The organism is Pseudomonas sp. AC083 (assembly GCF_979253165.1).
This window is the reverse complement of record NZ_CEEDDH010000002.1, coordinates 213,757-231,929: the sequence shown is the minus strand read 5'-3', so window position 1 is coordinate 231,929 and position 18,173 is coordinate 213,757. Positions and strand designations below refer to the sequence as shown.

Annotated in this window: 22 protein-coding genes and 2 tRNA genes (1 of these 24 running past the window's edge); 11 read left to right on the top strand and 13 right to left on the bottom strand. The window is 59.6% G+C overall.

What is annotated here, in order from left to right; all coding sequences use genetic code 11:
* Nucleotides 1-24, bottom strand: a tRNA-His gene (locus AC0IXA_RS04175) (it extends 152 nt beyond the left edge of the window).
* 32 nt (nt 25-56) lie between these two features.
* Nucleotides 57-133 (bottom strand) — tRNA-Arg (locus AC0IXA_RS04170).
* A gap of 275 nt (nt 134-408) precedes the next feature.
* On the opposite strand from AC0IXA_RS04170, the gene folD reads away from it, so the two are divergent.
* Both folD and pbpG read left to right on the top strand, forming a co-directional pair.
* Entirely contained in the window at nt 409-1,263 is an 855-nt protein-coding gene (gene folD / locus AC0IXA_RS04165; protein WP_016775338.1) for a bifunctional methylenetetrahydrofolate dehydrogenase/methenyltetrahydrofolate cyclohydrolase FolD, read from the top strand.
* A gap of 230 nt (nt 1,264-1,493) precedes the next feature.
* A complete protein-coding gene (gene pbpG / locus AC0IXA_RS04160) occupies nt 1,494-2,432 on the top strand; it encodes a D-alanyl-D-alanine endopeptidase (protein WP_016775339.1) in 939 nt (312 codons plus the stop codon).
* A gap of 55 nt (nt 2,433-2,487) precedes the next feature.
* Here pbpG and AC0IXA_RS04155 read toward each other — a convergent pair whose 3' ends face one another.
* The 3 genes from AC0IXA_RS04155 to AC0IXA_RS04145 form a co-directional block, all read right to left on the bottom strand.
* Entirely contained in the window at nt 2,488-2,694 is a 207-nt protein-coding gene (locus tag AC0IXA_RS04155; protein WP_071172948.1) for a hypothetical protein, read from the bottom strand.
* A gap of 12 nt (nt 2,695-2,706) precedes the next feature.
* Nucleotides 2,707-2,913, bottom strand: coding sequence for a DUF6021 family protein (locus tag AC0IXA_RS04150; RefSeq protein ID WP_471811877.1), 207 nt, complete (start codon nt 2,911-2,913; stop codon nt 2,707-2,709).
* Between the two features lie 90 nt (nt 2,914-3,003).
* Nucleotides 3,004-3,675 (bottom strand): peptidase C39 family protein, encoded by a 672-nt coding sequence (locus AC0IXA_RS04145; RefSeq protein WP_471811875.1) that lies wholly within the window; start codon nt 3,673-3,675, stop codon nt 3,004-3,006.
* Nucleotides 3,676-3,910: 235 nt separating this feature from the next.
* On the opposite strand from AC0IXA_RS04145, the gene AC0IXA_RS04140 reads away from it, so the two are divergent.
* Entirely contained in the window at nt 3,911-4,075 is a 165-nt protein-coding gene (locus AC0IXA_RS04140; protein WP_341637118.1) for a hypothetical protein, read from the top strand.
* 126 nt (nt 4,076-4,201) lie between these two features.
* On the opposite strand, the gene AC0IXA_RS04135 is transcribed toward AC0IXA_RS04140, so the two are convergent.
* Together AC0IXA_RS04135 and AC0IXA_RS04130 are read right to left on the bottom strand one after the other, a co-directional pair.
* A complete protein-coding gene (locus tag AC0IXA_RS04135; protein ID WP_071172950.1) occupies nt 4,202-4,951 on the bottom strand; it encodes a TerC family protein in 750 nt (249 codons plus the stop codon).
* A 29-nt stretch (nt 4,952-4,980) separates the two neighbouring features.
* Nucleotides 4,981-5,223: a hypothetical protein gene (locus AC0IXA_RS04130; RefSeq protein WP_471811873.1), complete on the bottom strand. Its 243-nt coding sequence runs from the start codon at nt 5,221-5,223 to the stop codon at nt 4,981-4,983.
* Nucleotides 5,224-5,356: 133 nt separating this feature from the next.
* Between AC0IXA_RS04130 and nhaR the strand changes: the two genes are divergently transcribed.
* A complete protein-coding gene (nhaR, locus tag AC0IXA_RS04125; protein ID WP_471811871.1) occupies nt 5,357-6,256 on the top strand; it encodes a transcriptional activator NhaR in 900 nt (299 codons plus the stop codon).
* Here the strand turns inward: nhaR and AC0IXA_RS04120 are convergent.
* A complete protein-coding gene (locus tag AC0IXA_RS04120) occupies nt 6,251-7,408 on the bottom strand; it encodes an MFS transporter (protein WP_122612098.1) in 1,158 nt (385 codons plus the stop codon). The genes nhaR and AC0IXA_RS04120 overlap by 6 nt on opposite strands.
* Nucleotides 7,409-7,715: 307 nt before the next feature.
* Between AC0IXA_RS04120 and sstT the strand changes: the two genes are divergently transcribed.
* Nucleotides 7,716-8,948, top strand: coding sequence for a serine/threonine transporter SstT (sstT, locus tag AC0IXA_RS04115; RefSeq protein ID WP_110600731.1), 1,233 nt, complete (start codon nt 7,716-7,718; stop codon nt 8,946-8,948).
* Between the two features lie 158 nt (nt 8,949-9,106).
* Here sstT and AC0IXA_RS04110 read toward each other — a convergent pair whose 3' ends face one another.
* Nucleotides 9,107-9,616 (bottom strand): DUF1993 domain-containing protein, encoded by a 510-nt coding sequence (locus AC0IXA_RS04110; protein WP_125918103.1) that lies wholly within the window; start codon nt 9,614-9,616, stop codon nt 9,107-9,109.
* Between the two features lie 125 nt (nt 9,617-9,741).
* Between AC0IXA_RS04110 and AC0IXA_RS04105 the strand changes: the two genes are divergently transcribed.
* Nucleotides 9,742-10,386: a YceH family protein gene (locus tag AC0IXA_RS04105; RefSeq protein ID WP_471811868.1), complete on the top strand. Its 645-nt coding sequence runs from the start codon at nt 9,742-9,744 to the stop codon at nt 10,384-10,386.
* 192 nt (nt 10,387-10,578) lie between these two features.
* Here the strand turns inward: AC0IXA_RS04105 and AC0IXA_RS04100 are convergent, their stop codons facing one another.
* Nucleotides 10,579-11,397, bottom strand: a complete 819-nt coding sequence (locus tag AC0IXA_RS04100; protein WP_471811866.1) for a shikimate 5-dehydrogenase — start codon at nt 11,395-11,397, stop codon at nt 10,579-10,581.
* Nucleotides 11,398-11,640: 243 nt separating this feature from the next.
* On the opposite strand from AC0IXA_RS04100, the gene AC0IXA_RS04095 reads away from it, so the two are divergent.
* From AC0IXA_RS04095 to AC0IXA_RS04085, 3 genes are all read left to right on the top strand, one after another.
* Nucleotides 11,641-12,021: a hypothetical protein gene (locus AC0IXA_RS04095; RefSeq protein WP_471811864.1), complete on the top strand. Its 381-nt coding sequence runs from the start codon at nt 11,641-11,643 to the stop codon at nt 12,019-12,021.
* 229 nt (nt 12,022-12,250) lie between these two features.
* A complete protein-coding gene (locus AC0IXA_RS04090; protein WP_471811862.1) occupies nt 12,251-12,445 on the top strand; it encodes a hypothetical protein in 195 nt (64 codons plus the stop codon).
* A gap of 102 nt (nt 12,446-12,547) precedes the next feature.
* Nucleotides 12,548-12,730, top strand: coding sequence for a hypothetical protein (locus AC0IXA_RS04085; RefSeq protein ID WP_041477171.1), 183 nt, complete (start codon nt 12,548-12,550; stop codon nt 12,728-12,730).
* Here the strand turns inward: AC0IXA_RS04085 and AC0IXA_RS04080 are convergent.
* Nucleotides 12,727-13,788, bottom strand: coding sequence for an AI-2E family transporter (locus AC0IXA_RS04080; protein WP_071172957.1), 1,062 nt, complete (start codon nt 13,786-13,788; stop codon nt 12,727-12,729). The two genes, AC0IXA_RS04085 and AC0IXA_RS04080, sit on opposite strands and share 4 nt — an antisense overlap.
* A 156-nt stretch (nt 13,789-13,944) precedes the next feature.
* On the opposite strand from AC0IXA_RS04080, the gene trhP reads away from it, so the two are divergent.
* Complete coding sequence (trhP, locus tag AC0IXA_RS04075; protein ID WP_471811859.1) at nt 13,945-15,273, top strand: prephenate-dependent tRNA uridine(34) hydroxylase TrhP; 1,329 nt, start codon at nt 13,945-13,947, stop codon at nt 15,271-15,273.
* A gap of 159 nt (nt 15,274-15,432) precedes the next feature.
* Here the strand turns inward: trhP and AC0IXA_RS04070 are convergent, their stop codons facing one another.
* Together AC0IXA_RS04070 and AC0IXA_RS04065 are read right to left on the bottom strand one after the other, a co-directional pair.
* A complete protein-coding gene (locus tag AC0IXA_RS04070; RefSeq protein WP_071172961.1) occupies nt 15,433-15,663 on the bottom strand; it encodes a hypothetical protein in 231 nt (76 codons plus the stop codon).
* A 91-nt stretch (nt 15,664-15,754) separates the two neighbouring features.
* Nucleotides 15,755-16,468 (bottom strand): FadR/GntR family transcriptional regulator, encoded by a 714-nt coding sequence (locus AC0IXA_RS04065; protein ID WP_016775357.1) that lies wholly within the window; start codon nt 16,466-16,468, stop codon nt 15,755-15,757.
* A gap of 354 nt (nt 16,469-16,822) precedes the next feature.
* Between AC0IXA_RS04065 and AC0IXA_RS04060 the strand changes: the two genes are divergently transcribed.
* Nucleotides 16,823-18,169 carry an MFS transporter gene (locus AC0IXA_RS04060; protein WP_024013478.1) on the top strand — a complete coding sequence of 449 codons (1,347 nt, stop codon included), beginning with the start codon at nt 16,823-16,825 and terminating at the stop codon, nt 18,167-18,169.
* Nucleotides 18,170-18,173 lie beyond the last annotated feature (4 nt).

Here is an 18,173-nt window from a genome sequence, read left to right as displayed (position 1 = left end):
CTCTACCAACTGAGCTACGCCCACCATATCGCGTTACTTGTGCCAAAGCTGCCTAATGGCGCACCCGGCAGGACTCGAACCTGCGACCATCCGCTTAGAAGGCGGATGCTCTATCCAGCTGAGCTACGGGCGCCTTGTTAATCTGTACTCTTAAAGGACTACAAACTAAGTGCTTTCCAGCGTCGCAGAACCTTGATTCCGCTCCACCTTCTTAACCAGTGCTAGGCTGTGCCCGACAAGTGCGACGAATAGTATAGAGGGCTCCAAAGGTCGTCAAATCCTTTTTGAAAAAAATTCATTTAATTAAAGGAGTTAGAGGAATTTGCTGACCAAGCGCCTTTGCCCTCACCGCTCGACATGCGAGAATGCGTTCTCATTTTTTCCCCTCTCGATGGTTAATCACGCGCAATGACTGCACAACTAATCGACGGCAAATCGATCGCCGCCAGCCTGCGCCAGCAGATCGCCCAACGAGTTGCCGAGCGTCGCCAGCAAGGCCTGCGCACCCCCGGCCTCGCGGTGATCCTGGTCGGCAGCGATCCTGCCTCTCAGGTTTATGTCTCGCACAAGCGTAAAGACTGTGAAGAGGTTGGCTTCCTCTCTCAAGCCTACGACCTGCCCTCCGACACCACTCAGGACGCCCTGACCGACCTGATCGATCGCCTCAACGACGATCCGGCCATCGACGGCGTGCTCCTGCAGTTGCCTCTGCCCGAACACCTCGACGCGTCCAAGCTGCTGGAACGCATTCGCCCGGACAAAGACGTCGATGGTTTCCATCCGTACAACGTCGGCCGCCTGGCCCAGCGCATCCCGCTGCTGCGCCCCTGCACCCCGAAAGGCATCATGACCTTGCTGGAAAGCACTGGCGCTGATCTTTACGGGATGGACGCGGTAGTCGTGGGCGCCTCCAATATCGTCGGTCGCCCGATGGCCATGGAATTGTTGCTGGCCGGCTGCACCGTCACTGTCACTCACCGCTTCACCAAGGATCTGGCGGGCCACGTCGGCCGTGCTGATCTGGTGGTCGTTGCCGCCGGCAAGCCGGGCCTGGTCAAAGGCGAGTGGATCAAGGAAGGCGCGATCGTGATCGACGTCGGCATCAACCGTCAGGACGACGGCAAACTGGTCGGTGACGTCGTCTACGAAACCGCCCTGCCCCGCGCCGGCTGGATTACGCCGGTACCAGGCGGCGTTGGCCCGATGACCCGCGCCTGCCTGCTGGAAAATACCCTCTACGCGGCAGAAACCCTGCACGTCTGATCGAATTTTTCCGCTGCACCAGAACCCCGCCTCGTGCGGGGTTTTTCGTGCCTGAGAAAAAACTTCAACCGTTCGCCGGAAACCGCTCTTTTTACAGGCCTTTTCACGAGATTTTCAGGTCTTACAAACAACCATCGACAGTTCTTCAGCCATACTCCTAAAATGCGCCGGTTTTAAGAAATAACCCGTTACAAACTAACGGTATATCCAACCTTTTAGAGTTCGCCCGCGTGAAAATTCGTCTCTCGATTCTGAGCCTGTTGTTTGCTGTTACAGGCACATTCATCACGCCAACGATCAACGCTGCGGAAACCACCGCTGTCCCACGCGACGCTTCGACTTTGAAGATCGCGTCCGGCAGCGCCCTGCTCATGGATATGCAGACCAACAAAGTCATCTATTCCAGCAACCCTGACGTGATCGTGCCGATCGCTTCCGTCAGCAAGCTGATGACGGGCCTGGTCGTGGTAGAAGCTCGACAGAACATGGACGAATGGATCGATGTCGACATCAGGAACACCCCGGAAATGAAGGGCGTGTTCTCCCGGGTCAAACTCAAGAGTGAGCTGCCGCGCCGCGAGATGCTGTTGATCGCTTTGATGTCCTCGGAAAACCGCGCTGCCGCCAGCCTCGCCCATCACTATCCGGGCGGCTACGCTGCTTTTATCGCGGCAATGAACGCCAAGGCCAAGGCGCTGGGCATGACCAGCACGCACTTTGTCGAGCCGACCGGCTTGTCGGAGCGCAACGTTTCCACCGCCCGCGACCTGAGCAAACTGCTGGTGGCTGCGCACAAGCAACCGCTTCTGGTGCAACTGACCACCACCAAGGAAAAGACCGTGGCGTTCCGCAAGCCCAACTACACCCTGGGCTTCCGCAATACCGACCACTTGGTCAACAAGGCCGATTGGGACATCAAGATCACCAAGACCGGCTTCACCAACCCGGCCGGCCATTGCCTGGTGCTGGTGACGAAGATGGGCAACCGTCCGGTTGCCCTGGTGATTCTCGATGCGTTTGGCAAATACACGCATTTTGCCGATGCCAGCCGTATCCGCAGCTGGGTGGAAACCGGGCGCAGCGCCAGTGTTCCAGCGGTGGCACAGCAGTACAAAGCCGACAAAAACCTCAAGAGCCGTCAGAGCGGCGTAGTCGAGGCGGCCAAGTAAATCCAGCGTTCATGAAAAAGCCCCGAATCTTCGGGGCTTTTTTTTCGTCTGCGCATCAGTCGTTGGGCAGCGGCATCTTGTCGTCATCGGGGATGCCATCGCCCGAGCTCGGCTCTGGCGAAACCTCCGGCGTCAGCACATTGGGCCGGGCCATCGGGTCACGCATCGGGCTGTCCGGGTCCAGCACCGGATCAACCTCAGGCTCCGGCGTGGTCGGCACGCTGTCAGGTTTGTGGTCATCGAAGCTTGAATCGGTACTCATACGCACCTCACATCAAGGTTTCAGATCGGCTAACGGATCATAGGGCTTGGCCGGTCTCTTCGGATCTTCCCCGGGCTCGACATCCAGCGGTGCCTTTGCCGGACCGACAGGATCGACTTGCGGATCGTCAAGGTCCGGCGAATCCGGATCGAATCCCAGATCATCACCCGAGGAATGTTCGGACGAGTGCGGGCCTTTAGGGTTTGGGGAATCTGCCATGTTGCCTCCTTGATTCACCCGCGAAGCACGGGCATTAATCTTCAGAGGCTGGCCGGGCGCAGTCGTGCCCGGCAGATGACGAACGGAGGTTTATTGCGCCGCCAGAGCCTTTCGCGCCTGCGCCGCAGCGTTTTCTTCACCGGCCTGCGCCAGTTCATCGGCGGCTTTCAGCCAACGGGAGCGGTCGACGGCTGCCGGGATCTGCGCCGGTTTCTGAATCAGGATCGCCCAGCCACCGGCCTTTTCCAACGCTGATTCAAAGCTGTCGAAACTCATCAACTGCCGACGATTCATGCCGGCGCGCAGCAGCACCTTCTGCTTATTGCGATCGTAACCGGACAGGATCGCGTAACGCGGCTCGGCCCAGAATGCCGAACCTTCGCTGAAACGCACCATGACCGGGTAGCCCGCCGCGACCTGGGTCAGCAAGGCTGGCAGCTTGCTGTCGAGCGGATAAACCACCAGACCGTATTCCCGCGCGAGGTTCTGCATGTTCTGCTGCAGCTTGTCCTCAGCCCCCGGCAAGTGCAGCGGTTTTTCCAGAAGGCCCGGGGTGATGACGATGCCTTGTTGCGACAGCAGACTGGCCAGCACCTGTGGCCCACTCTGGTTGGCTTCGCCACGATAGAAGGTGCCGCTGAGCTCAACCCGCTCCGGCAAGCGTTTGACTTCAGGCGCTACATTGCCTGCACATCCGCTCAGCACCACCGCGCATGCGCCGGCAAGCAACGCTCCGCGCACTCGAGAAAATACCTGCACCATCAATCACTCTCTTCCAGACGCCGGTCATCGTGTTCCGGCAACGCCAGCGATCATAGAGCCGCACCCGCCTGCGGTATAGCCTTAAACCGCAGACTCTGCGATTGCATAGAGCAAACTGATTGGTGACTAACGACCTTTGGTCAATAGCTTGAAACACCCCATTGACTAGACTGTCACTGAAATAGAGCGAATTGCGAAAAGCGGGCGCCCGATGCAGGGCGAAGAGGAGGCACCAATGAGCCTGACCATGACCATCGTGATGTTGATAGCCGGCTGGCTGGCCGTGGCGACTGCCATGTTGTGGGGCGTGCTGCGGATTTCGCGACGCCATCATCCGGTGCAGACGACGCCGGTTGAGAAGACAGAGAAGCACCCAGTGCGGCACGTTGCTGCGCATTGAAGACCAACAAGGTCCTTCCCTCATGAGAGCGCTCAGCAGCACCGCGCTTTCGATAACTCAGCAAAAGGTGAATAAAAAAACCGCCTGAGCTCAACCAGCCCAGGCGGTTTTTTGTGTTCTCAGCAATTACGCCTGCTGAGCAACCTTCTTCTGCTTCGCCCGGCGCGACATCATGTTCAACACCTCAATGCCCGCCGAGAACGCCATGGCCGCGTACACATAACCTTTCGGTACGTGGGCGCCGAAGCCTTCGGCGATCAGCGTCATGCCGATCATGATCAGGAAGCCCAGCGCCAGCATGACCACCGTCGGGTTATCGTTGATGAACTTGGCCAGCGGGTCAGCCGCGAGCAGCATCACCAGCACCGACACCACCACCGCGATGATCATGATCGGCAAGTGTTCGGTCATGCCGACAGCGGTAATGATGCTGTCGATCGAGAACACCATGTCGAGCATCAGGATCTGACCGATAGCCGCGGCAAAACCCAGGGTTACGGTGGAAGTCGCGGTCTTAGGGTCTTCCGGCGACGGGTCCATGCTGTGATGGATCTCGGTCGTGGCTTTCCACACCAGGAACAGGCCACCGGCAATCAGGATCATGTCCTTCCAGGAGAACGCCTGGCCAAGAATTTCGATCACAGGCTCGGTCAACTGCACGATGAACGCGATGGTGCTCAGCAGTGCCAGACGCAGAATCAGGGCCATGCCGATACCGATGCGGCGCGCCTTCTGCCGATGCTGTTCGGGCAGCTTGTTGGTCAGGATCGAAATAAAGATCAGGTTATCGATGCCAAGCACGATTTCCATTACCACCAGTGTGGCCAAAGCAACCCAAGCGGTGGGGCTGGCGGCGAGTTCTAACAGATATTCCATGGGTCAGTCCTGACTCTGTGTAAGACGATTTAGATGGTCTTGGAGGAAGATTCGGATTCTTCCGCTTGTTTTTCCGGGGTTTCTTTTTTCTCGATCAAACCACCGGTGGCGTCACTGAGCGCTTGCTCAGCGGCTTTATGGGTGTCTTCAATCGCTTGCTTGGCAGTTTCAGCCGCCGCGCCCATCAGTTGCTGGGCGCTTTTTTCCGCCTGATCACAACCGGCCAGAACCAGTAAAGACGCAAACATCACTGCGGGAAATGTGTATTTCATAACGTTTCCTTCGAATGAACAGACAGGCGCACACAGCGGCCGTCGATGGCTGGGCATTCTAGGGAGATGGACACTTCAGGAAAATTCGTATTTTTAGCGGCTATACTTCGGTTTTCACGAAGCGGCCATCACTATGCTCAATTACCGACAACTGCACTACTTCTGGGTTGTGGCCAAAACCGGCAGCATCGTCCGCGCCTGCGAGCAACTGAACCTGACGCCACAGACCATCAGCGGACAGATTTCACTTCTTGAACAAACCTATGGCGTGGAGTTGTTTCGCCGCGTCGGCCGGCAGCTGGAGCTCACCGAAGCCGGGCGCCAGGCCCTGCCCTACGCTGAGCAGATGTTTCAGTTGGGCGGCGAGCTGGAGCTGATGCTGCGAGCGCAGCCCAACGAGCAGCAGATCCTCTTTCGCGTCGGGGTGGCCGACGTGGTGCCCAAATCGATTGTTTATCGCCTGATCGCGCCGACCATGGAATTGAGCGAGCCGCTACGCATCACCTGCCGCGAAGACAAACTCGAACGCCTGCTCGCCGATCTGGCCATTCAGCGTCTGGATCTGGTGATTTCCGACAGCCCGATGCCTTCGCATCTGGACATCAAAGGCTACAGCCAGAAGCTCGGTGAATGCGGCATCAGTTTTTTCGCCACCGCCGAACTAGCCGCACAGTATGGCCAGGACTTCCCGCGCAGCCTGCACGGCGCGCCGCTGCTGATTCCCGGCGCGGAAACCGTGGTGCGCAGCCGTTTGCAGCGCTGGTTCGCCGAACAGCAGATCCAGCCGCAGATTGTCGGCGAATTCGATGACAGTGCTTTGATGCAGGCCTTCGGCCAATCCGGCAGCGGGATCTTTATCGGTCCGAGCGTGATTGCCGAGGAAGTGAAGCGCCAGTACGGCGTCAAGTTGATCGGCCAGACCGACGCCGTGAGCGAGTCGTTCTATGCCATCTCGGTGGAACGCAAGGTCAAGCACCCTGGCATCGTAGCGATTACCGAGGGTGCCCGACGCGAGCTGTTTACCGGGTTATGAAGCGCAGACTTCACGCGGCTTCAGCGTCATCAGCACCATGGCGAGGAACACCGAAAGCAAAATGAAGCCGGCAGCGGCAAAGCCGAGAAAGCCCAGCCCGGCAGTGTCGATCACCCGGCCGCCAACCATCGCGCCCAGACCAATGCCGAGATTGGCCCCGGCGATGTTCAGCGACGCGGCGAAGGCCGGCGCTTCCGGTGCGGCTTTCATCAGGCGCACATGGCTGACCAGGAACAATGCGGCCTGGGTTACGCCCCAGATGCCCATCGCCACCGCCAGACCCACTGGCGAATGAATGTTCGGCACCAGCGAAACCATGCCGGCGATCATGAACGCACAGAACAACACCGACGCCCCCAGCGGATGCCGATCCACCGCTCGCCCACCGAGCGAGTTGCCGATCAGCCCGACTGCGCCAAACGCCATCAGGCACCAACCGACCACGGTGCCGTTGAAACCGGCAAGTCGTTCGAGGATGTCCGCAAGGTAGGTATAAGCGGTGAACATGCCGCTGAACACCAGAATCGACAACAAGATATGGCCGAGCATCAGCGGGCTGCGCAGGATCTTGAACTGCGAACGGAAGCTGACCTGATGCTGATGCAGACTGGTTTTCGGCAGGTAGACAAACAGCAGCAAGGCTTTGGCAAATGCGATCAACGCCAGAATGCCAAACGCGCTGCGCCAGCCGAACGCATCGGAAATCAACGTACCGACCGGAATGCCGAACACCGTGGCGCAGACAATCCCGAAGCCGATCTTGGCGATGGCGCGGCCGGCGAAATCCGGGCCGACGATGTCCACCGCTGTCTCACTGGCCAAGGCCCAAAACACCGGCAAGCCCAACGCTGGAATCAAGCGCGCGATGGCCATCACCCAGATGTTCGGCGCCAACGCTGCCACGGTGTTGGCCAGACCGAACATGATCAGGATGCTGATGAACAGTTTGCGCCGTTCGAATCGGGCGAAATACGCGGTCAGAAACGGGCCGAACAGCGCCACGGTAAAGGCAAACAAGGTCACCAGCAGCCCGGCTTGCGGGATGCTGACTTCGAGGTCTCGGGCGATCGCCGGCAACAGGCCGACAATGACAAATTCCGTGGTCAGCACCGTGAATCCGGCGGCGGACAACAGAAGAATAGGCAACAGCATGCGCAACTCCAGCAAAACGACGACACCAGCGATGACCCGAAGGCCCGCTGGCAGAACTTGAAAATGAGGATGGCGAAGCTTAACAGACTGCGTCCGCACTGAGTTGCCCAAAACTGCCGATCTGCCGGGCCGATCCGGTGGCAGATCGTCACAGGCCTGAAGGTTCACGCCTACGCTGTGATAAAGTCCGCGCCCTGAAAATCGTACAGCTGTTCAACGTGCCGTTTGGCGGCGTTGATGTCACTTCGACAGGCGTTTCGTGACTGCCCACGGCGCTTCGCACCCTATAAAAAACAGAGATGCCGCTATGACCGCTTCATCCCCTTCGTTACTGCAACGCCTGAAACGCCTGAGTCTGGTGACCCAGATCGTCATTGGTCTGATCGCCGGTATTGCCCTGGCCCTGATTGCACCGGAGCTGGCGAAGTCCACCGCATTCATCGGCAAGGTGTTTGTCTCGGCGTTGAAAGCCGTGGCGCCGATTCTGGTGTTCGTGCTGGTGATGGCCTCGATCGCCAACCACAAGCACGGTCAGGAAACCCACATCCGGCCGATCCTGTTCCTGTACCTGCTGGGCACATTCAGCGCTGCGGTGGTGGCCGTGGTCGCCAGCATGGCGTTCCCGTCGAATCTGGTGTTATCGACCGAAAACGTTGCCGTGACAGCACCCGGCGGCATCGGCGAAGTGCTGCAAAGCCTGTTGCTGAGCGTCGTCGACAACCCGGTCAGCGCGCTGATGAATGCCAACTTCATCGGCATTCTGGCCTGGGCGATCGGCATGGGCATTGCCATCCGCCACGCTGGCGACACCACTCGCGAAGTGCTCGGTGACTTGTCCAACGGCGTCACCGTGATCGTCCGCGTGGTCATTCGCTTCGCGCCGCTGGGCATCTTCGGCCTGGTCGCGTCGACATTGGCCACCTCCGGTTTTGGCGCGCTGCTCGGCTACGCGCACCTGCTGGCGGTGCTGCTGGGCTGCATGCTGTTCGTCGCGCTGGTGATGAACCCGCTGATCGTGTTCTGGAAGCTGCGCCGCAATCCGTACCCGTTGACCCTGATGTGCCTGCGCGAAAGCGGCATCACCGCGTTCTTCACCCGCAGCTCGGCGGCGAACATTCCGGTCAACCTGGAATTGAGCAAGCGCCTGGGCCTGCACGAAGACACCTACTCGGTATCGATCCCGCTGGGTGCGACCATCAACATGGCCGGTGCGGCGATCACCATTACCGTGCTGACCCTGGCGGCGGTGCACACCTTGGGCATCGCTGTGGACATTCCGACCGCGATCCTGCTCAGCGTCGTCGCAGCCATTTGCGCCTGTGGTGCTTCGGGTGTGGCCGGTGGGTCGCTGCTGCTGATTCCGCTGGCGTGCAGCCTGTTCGGCATCCCGAGCGAGATCGCCATGCAGGTCGTGGCGGTTGGCTTCATTATTGGCGTACTGCAGGATTCGGCGGAGACCGCGCTGAACTCGTCGACTGACGTGCTGTTTACAGCGGCGGCTTGCCTGGGCGAAGAAGAGAAGGCTCAGCGTACGGCGTAACCGCCTTACCTTGTGGGAGCGAGCCTGCTCGCGAAAGGGGCGAGACATTCAGCATTAATATCGCCTGATACGCCGCATTCGCGAGCAGGCTCGCTCCCACAGGAAAACAAAAGCCCGCCAAGGCGCGAACCTTGGCGGGCTTTTTCGTGTCCAGGTGTTTAGAACGCGCCCATGTAATCGCGCTTGCCCACTTCCACGCCGTTATGACGCAGCAACGCATAGGTGGTGGTGACGTGAAAGAAGAACTGCGGCAAGCCGTAAGTCAGCAGATACGCCTGACCACTGAAGCGCTTCTCTTTCGGCGTGCCCGGACGGGTGACGATTTCGATGCCTTCCTTGCCATCGATCTGCTCTGGCTTGATCTCGCCGATGAAGGCCAGGACCTTGGTGATCAGCGTTTGCAGTTCGGCGAAGGTGGTTTCAGTGTCGTCGTACTTCGGCAGTTCGACTTCAGCCAGACGCGCCGACACGCCTTTGGCGAAATCCACGGCGATCTGCACCTGACGCACCAGCGGGAACATGTCCGGGTACAGACGCGCTTGCAGGAAGACGCTCTGGTCGATGTTTTTCGCGCTGGCGTGGGCTTCGGCCTTTTTCAGCACATCGCTCAGGGCGTTGAGCATTTGTTGAAAAACCGGGACGGATGCGGCGTACAGTGAAATGGTCATGGCAATCTCATGTGATGGCTGGGTAATACGTGGTGGCGATTATAGCCATGCTTGATGAGCACACGGCTTGCCTTTTGTTTGGCAAGGATTAGGCTAGGCGGCTTCGACTGCTGAGGGAACGCGCGATGAGCAACGAACAAGAATCCACCTCCGACCAGCCACGGCTCAATGCCACGGAAATCCGCATTCTCGGTGCGCTGATCGAAAAACAGGCCACCAGCCCGGAAACCTATCCGCTGACTCTCAACGCACTGGTGCTGGCCTGCAATCAGAAAACCAGTCGTGAACCGGTGATGAACCTCAATCAGGGCCAGGTCGGGCAGAGCCTGCGCGCTCTGGAGGGGCGTGGTTTTACCCGGCTGGTAATGGGCAGCCGTGCCGACCGCTGGGAGCACAAGGTCGACAAGGCGCTGGAACTGGTGCCGGCGCAGGTGATTCTGACGGGTCTGATGTTTCTGCGCGGTCCGCAGACCGTCAACGAACTGCTGACCCGCAGCGGGCGCATGCACGAGTTCGAAGACGCCGAGCAGGTCGTGCATCAGCTCGAACGCCTGATTGCACGCGGACTGGCGGTATTGATTCCGCGTCAGGCCGGGCAGCGCGAGGATCGTTATACCCATGCCTTGGGCGATCCGGCGGATATCGAAGCGATCCTGGCGGCGCGGCAGAATCCTGGGGAGCGATCGAGTAGTGGCGTGTCCCTGGAGCGTATCGAAGAACTGGAAGCGCGGATCGCCGCACTGGAAGAACGCCTGGCCCGCCTCGAATAATCACAACAGAACCTTTTTGGGAGCGAGCCTGCTCGCGAAAGCGTAGTGTCAGTCACCACGACCTCGAATGACCCGCCGCCTTCGCGAGCAGGCTCGCTCCCACATTCAATCGCATCCCAACTGGAGGAACACGCTCAACCTGTGGGAGCGAGCCTGCTCGCGAAGAGGCCAGCCCAGCCACTAAAAGATCAATCAGCTACGCGCAAAATCCACCGCCGCCGCAAACTGCGCCTCATTCGGCCGCACTCCGGTGTACAGGACAAACTGCTCCAGCGCCTGAATCGCAATCACCTCAAGCCCGGTGATCACCCGCTTGCCCTCGGCCCGCGCCCGAACGATCAGCGGCGTTTCCGAAGGGATCGCCACCACGTCGAATACAGTCTCAGCCGTTTTGATCACTTCAGGCTCAAACGCCAGTTGCCCCGCCTCCGGCCCGCCGTCCATGCCTACCGGGGTGACATTGATCAGCATCTGCGGGCGCTCGTCACCCAGCTCGGCCTGCCAGCGATAACCCAGCGAATCCGCCAGGGCGCGGCCGGCGCGTTCGTTACGGGCGACAATCAAACCGTTCTTGTACCCACCATCGCGCAGGGCGCTGGCCACCGCTTTGGCCATGCCGCCGCTGCCGCGCAGGGCAAAGGTGGAATCCTTCGGCACCGCGTGACTTTCCAGCAATTGCGCGACGGCGATGTAGTCGGTGTTGTAGGCCTTGAGGTGGCCACCAGTGTTGACGATGGTGTTGATCGACTGGATCGCTGCCGCCGACGCATCCAGCTCATCGACCAGCGCAATGCAGGCTTCCTTGAACGGCATCGACACGCCGCAGCCGCGAATGCCCAGCGCCCGGATGCCGCCGACCGCGCCGGTCAGGTCCTGGCTGCTGAACGCCTTGTAGTAGAAATTCAGGCCCAGCTGTTCATACAAATGGTTGTGAAAACGCAGACCGAAATTCCCCGGGCGCCCCGACAGGGACATGCACAGTTGGGTGTCTTTGTTCGGGTTCATCTGCATGAAACTTCTCCTTCAAACGCACTTTCGGATGGACGGGATTGGCCTGCCCACCGGGTTCTGAATCATCATTGAGGCTTGTTTGTGGCGCCGCGCAGCCGGGTAAAGAAGCCGCTACAGACCTTACACAAAATTTACCCAGCGGCTGTGCTGAATTTCGCAAATTTGCTGTCTTAGCTGTATCCCCGCAACAACTGTGGGCCTGATTCAGGCTGCGGCGCCGGGTCGAAGAACCGAGGACTTATCATGATTCGTAAACTTCCCATCATGGCTGTGTTGATTGGCGCACTTGCCGTCACCAGCCAGGCTGAAGCGGGTGGTGGCCATGGCTGGCAGGGCCCTGCAGTGTTTGGCGCGATCGTCGGCTCGGCCATCATCGGCTCGGCACTGATCAATCAGGATCGGCCGGTGTATGTGCAACAACAACCGGTTTATGTGCAGCCGCAGCCGGTCTACGTGCAGCAACCGCCGCCACCGGTCTATTACCAGCCGGCGCCGGTGTATGTACAACAACCGGTCTACGTGCAGCCGGCCCCCGTCTATTACGGCCCGCCTCGTGGTTATTACGGTCGGCCCCACGGCTACTACGGCGGCCCGCATGGCTACTACGGCGGTCCACGCTGGTAAGCGCAACACAGAGCCCTGCTTTCGAGCGGGGCTTTTTTATGACCGTTGGTCGGCCAACGTCTGAAAAAATCGCGCCAAGGTCGCTGTGAGGACAGTTCGAGCAGCTAAAGTCGGCATGATGGAATCGACCGTCGGGCTTTTTTCATCAAACGGTCACCGCTTTGTCATGACGGAACCGCAATCTGAATCCGTCCGTAAACAACAGATCGATAACAACAAGGACGACTGTATGCCCACACAAAACCCGCACCGCATCGTCGGTCTGTGCACCTCGAGCAAGGTGTACAACGCACTTACCGAGCTCAAGCATCTGGAAGGCCATCGCTGCGCCAAGCTGCTGTCCCTGCTCGCCGAAAACCTCGTGCACAAGGGCCTGCTCAATGAGCGCGAAGTCATGCACATGCTCGATCAAGTGGTGGAATGACGCCAGACCTCACTGGCATCAATGACCACTATCGAAAGCGTTGATTGTCCGTGGTGCCGGCAAACCCCTAAGGTAGCCCCATCAGTTTGATGGAGGTTTCCCATGGCACAGGTTCAAATCATGTCGGTGATCGGCAGCGCAGTTCCCGCTTCGCTGCGTGCATCCGGTCTGCTTGCTTGCTGGTATCTGGTGCGCGATGGCGAGCCGATCAGCGGCCCGCTCACCTCCTTGCCAGCAGCACAGGCCTTGTCGCAACAGGTCGCCAGCAGCACGTTTCACGCTTAAGGCAGTTGCACCTTCGGCTTGGTCTCGACGAACAGCGCCCAGCTCGACAGGAACAGTGCGGCAATCAGCGGCCCGATCACAAAGCCGTTGAGGCCGAAGACCGCGAGGCCGCCGAGGGTCGAGACCAGGATCAGGTAATCGGGCATTTTGGTGTCTTTGCCGACCAGGATCGGGCGCAGCACGTTGTCGACCAGGCCGATCACGAATACGCCGAACAAGCCCAGCACCACGCCCTGCCAGATCATGCCGCTGAGCAGGAAGTACACCGCCACCGGCGCCCAGACAATCCCCGCGCCCACCGCTGGCAACAGCGACAGAAACGCCATCAGCACCGCCCAAAGCAGCGCGCTGGGAATATCGAGAAACCAGAAAATCAACCCGCCCAGCGCGCCTTGGGTCACGGCCACCACCACGTTGCCTTTGACCGTCGCGCGCACCACGCGGTTGAACTTCAGTTGCAGGCGGCGCTTGTGGTTTTCCTCCAGCGGCACGGCAGTGCGCATTTTGCGCGCCAGCTCGGGGCCGTCACGCAGAAAGAAAAACAGCAGATACAGCATGATGAAAAAGCTCACCACGAATTCGAATGTGCCCTGGCCGAAGCTGAACGCCTGAGTCGCCAGTGCCTGGCTGCCCTGCATCGCCGCTTTGACGATCTTCTCGCGCAAGCTGTCGAGTTCGCCCATGCCGAAGCGGTCGAGCAAGTGCTGAAAGTACGGCGGCAGGCTGTGCTTGAACTGCGCCAGATACGCAGCGATGTCCAGCTCGCCGCTTTCAATGTTCTTGTAGACCGTCGCGCCTTCCTGCACCAGCAGGATGCTGACGATGATCACCGGCAGAATCGCGATCACCAGGCACAGGCTCAAGGTGCACAGCGACGTCACGTTGCGTTGCCAGCCGAACTTCTGCTGCAACCTGCGCTGTACCGGCGCAAACAGAATGCCGAGGATGACAGCCCAGAACACCGCGCCGTAAAACGGCAGCAGAATCCAGATAAAGGCCACCGTGACCAGCACCAGCAGCACCGTCAGGGATTTGAATTGCAGACTCTTTTCGTTCATATCCGGTCCATGTCAGTCAGGCGTCACGCACGCCCGCCCCACTTAGTCAGCCGCCGAGCGCGCGAGTGCCATGTTTATTCATGGAGCATAGATGCAGATCAATAAACCCTTGCGACAGCTGCCCTACCCTGCGCGGCTTTTGCGACCGACAGCCAAATGCAGACTCTCATTGCCCCCGAGCTTCTCGCCCCCGCCGGCACCCTGAAAAATATGCGTTACGCCTTCGCTTATGGCGCCGATGCGGTCTACGCCGGCCAGCCGCGCTACAGCCTGCGGGTGCGCAACAACGAATTCGACCACGCCAACCTGGCGCTGGGCATTCGTGAGGCGCAGGCGCAGGGCAAGCGCTTCTACGTGGTGGTCAACATCGCCCCGCACAACGCCAAGCTGAAGACATTCCTCAAGGATCTGGCGCCGGTGATCGAGATGGCCCCGGATGCGCTGATCATGTCCGACCCCGGCCTGATCATGCTGGTGCGCCGGCATTTTCCGCTGATGCCGATTCATCTTTCGGTGCAGGCCAACACGGTGAATTGGGCGAGCGTCGAGTTCTGGCAGCAACAGGGACTGAGCCGGATCATTCTGTCGCGCGAGCTGTCGCTGGAGGAGATCGGTGAAATCCGCGAGCAGGTGCCGGGCATAGAGCTGGAAGTGTTCGTGCACGGCGCGCTATGCATGGCATATTCCGGGCGCTGTCTACTCTCCGGCTACATGAACAAGCGTGACGCCAATCAGGGCACCTGCACCAACGCCTGCCGCTGGAAGTACACGGCGCAACAAGCCACGGAAAACCAGCTCGGCGAGATCGTCCAGACCTTTCAACCCGAGCCGACCCTGGGCCTCGGCGCACCGACCGATCAGGTCTTTCTGTTGCAGGAAGCCAACCGCCCCGATGAATTGATGCCGGCTTTCGAAGACGAACACGGCACCTACATCATGAACGCCAAGGACCTGCGCGCCGTGCAGCATGTCGAGCGCCTGACGCGCATGGGCGTGCATTCATTGAAGATCGAAGGCCGGACCAAATCGCATTTCTACTGCGCACGCACCACCCAGGTGTATCGCCGGGCGATCGATGATGCCGTGGCCGGGCGCGCGTTTGATCGCGGCCTGATGCTGGATCTCGAGTCGCTGGCCCAGCGCGGCTACACCGAAGGTTTTCTGCGCCGCCATGTGCATGACGAATATCAGAACTATCAGCACGGCAGTTCGGTGTCGGAGCGGCAGCAGTTCGTTGGCGAGCTGACCGGCGAGCGCCGGGATCGCCTGGCCGAGGTGAAAGTGAAGAATCGTTTTGCTGTGGGCGATCATCTGGAACTGATGACGCCCATGGGCAATTTCCATTTTGATCTGCATGAATTGCAGAGTGTCAGCGGGCAAGCAATCGAAGTGGCGCCGGGGGACGGGCATACGGTGTACGTGCCGATACCGGATGCGGTGGATTTACGCTTTGGGTTGTTGATGCGGGATTTGCGTGTTGGTTGACTGGCGATCTTGTCTGGCACTCGCCGCATGGCCGTGATTTGCTGCGAAGCCGATGCCGTCTTCGCGAGCAGGCTCGCTCCCACAGGGAGTTTGTGTCATCCACTGTGGGAGCGAGCCTGCTCGCGAAGAGGCCGGCCCACTCAATGAATAATCCAGACCTCAGCGCATATCATCCGACAACGGTGTCGGCTCATCCGCCGGCGGGACATCCTCGTCATCCGGCGGATCCTTCCAGTCATCCGGTCGGTCGGCATCGCTCAGTGGATCGCGCCCCGGGTCCATGCCCGGCGGTGCATCGTGATCGCTCAGGGTCGGCTCGTCGGTGCCGGATACGGGGCGGGTCTGATCGGTGGGCGCCATGCCACCGGGAACAAGCGAGTCATCAGCCATGCTGCACCTCACATTACTGGCCCGGATTATCCGGGGCGTATTACTTGGAAGCGCGGATGCTGAGGGCGTGCGGTGGATCAGACCAGCGGCATCAGCCTTGGGCGATAAAACGATCGCGACTGTTGGTCAAGTGCAGCCACATCGCAGCGCGGGCGGCATCGGCGTCCTGACGTTTGATCGCATTCAGAATCGCCTCGTGTTCCAGATTGGCCAAGTGGCCGAGCTTGCTCAGATCCGCCGCGCCGCGCTCGGCGGCATTCAGGCGATTGCGCGGGATCATCGCACTGCCCAGGTGCTGCATGATCTCGCTGAAACAAGCGTTGCCGGTGGCCTCGGCGATCAGCAGATGAAAACGCCGATCGGCCTCCACGCAGCTGTCGTTGTTCGCCAGCAGCCGTTGATAGTCATCCAGCGCCTGACGCATCTGCTGCACCTGCTGCTCACTGCGCCGCTGCGCCGCCAGCGCCGCCGCTTGCGTCTCCAGGCCCATGCGCAATTCGAGAATGCTGCGCACGCCGAGCGCCGTATCGACGTTCAGGCGCAGGCCCTGCTCCGCTGCACGCTCGATCACGAAGGTACCGATGCCGTGGCGCGTCTCGACCAGCCCCGAGGCCTGCAACTTGGAAATGGCCTCGCGCACCACCGTGCGGCTGACGCCGTGCTCCTGAACGATGGAGTTCTCCGAAGGCAGCTTGTCACCGGGCGACAGTTGTCCGAGCAGGATGCTCTGGGTGAGCTTTTCCACCAGGTCATGAGCGAGGTTGTGCGTGCGTTTGCGCGCGGGCGCGTCGAGGTCTTCTTGCATGATCGGTTCCGGTGATCGGGGCTTGCCGATCGTAGCACTGCGGGATGACGGTTGAGATGGATTTTAGCGGTCGATGGGCCATCAACTTGTATGACAACACTCAATTACGTCGAATATTTTTGATAGCCAGCCACCACGAATCACCATTCACATCTCAAAAAGGCGCTGCGCTCGACTGGCGGAATGTTCAATAAATACGAGCTATAATCCGGTTTTCGCATAAAAAACCGAACAATCAGAAGAATTTGATCGCCCTCCCCACTTGTAGGACAAAAAACCACAGTTGTATGATGTCTATCAACAACGCAACACACAGTCCTACCCGCATAAAAATAATCAGTGGGAGAAACACACGTGAAAACCTCCATCTCCGGGATGCAGGACAGCGTCGATCCGACGCTCGCCTCAGCCATCTCCAAAGTCAAACGCCACGTCCTGCCGCTCTTCGTGATCATGTTCATCGTCAATTACATTGACCGGGTGAACATCGGTTTCGTCCGCACGCACATGGAAACCGATCTGGGCATTGGTGCTGCCGCCTACGGCTTCGGCGCCGGGCTGTTCTTTATCGGTTACGCGCTGTTCGAAGTGCCGTCCAACATGCTTTTGCAGAAAGTCGGCGCACGCATCTGGCTGACCCGCATCATGTTCACCTGGGGCATAGTCGCCGCCTGCATGGCCTTCATCCAGAACGAAACCCACTTCTATATCCTGCGCTTCCTGCTCGGTGTCGCCGAGGCCGGGTTCTTTCCCGGGGTGATTTATTACTTCACCCGTTGGCTGCCTGGCGTTGAGCGCGGCAAGGCGATCGCGATCTTCCTCAGCGGCTCGGCCGTGGCCTCGCTGATCTCCGGTCCGCTGTCCGGTCTGCTCCTGCAGATCAATGGGCTGGGCATGCACGGCTGGCAGTGGATGTACTTCATCGAGGGGATGTTCTCGGTGTGCCTGTGCGTGTTTGTCTGGTTCTGGCTGGATGCCAAACCCCACGACGCCAAATGGCTGAGCCGCGCCGAACAGGATGCGTTGGTCAGCGCCATCGACGACGAGCAAAAGGCCCGCGAAGCCGCGACGCCGATCCGGCCGTCGCTGGGCAAACTGCTCAAAGACCGGCAGATCATTCTGTTCTGCCTGATCTACTTCTTCATTCAGTTGACCATTTATGCGGCGACTTTCTGGCTGCCGAGCATCATCAAGAAGATGGGCGAACTCAGCGACGTGCAGGTCGGCCTGTTCAACTCGATTCCATGGTTGCTGTCGATCGTCGGCATGTACGCCTTCGCCTCGCTGTCGGCGAAGTGGAAACATCAACAAGCCTGGGTCGCCACTGCCCTGTTGATCGCCGCAGCGGGGATGTTCATGTCCACCACTGGCGGGCCGATCTTTGCCTTCGTCGCGATCTGCTTTGCGGCACTGGGTTTCAAATCCGCCTCGTCGCTGTTCTGGCCGATTCCCCAGGCTTATCTGGATGCACGCATCGCGGCGGCAGTGATCGCGCTGATCAATTCGGTGGGCAACCTCGGCGGCTTCGTCGCGCCGACCACCTTCGGCCTGCTGGAGCAACACACCGGCTCGATTCAGGGCGGCCTCTATGGTCTGGCCGCTACCTCGATCATCGCCGCAATCATCGTCTTCGCCGCACGCACCACGCCGAAACCCGCTGCTGAAAAGGCTGTGGCCGACGCCGCGCCGAAACACGCCTGACTAC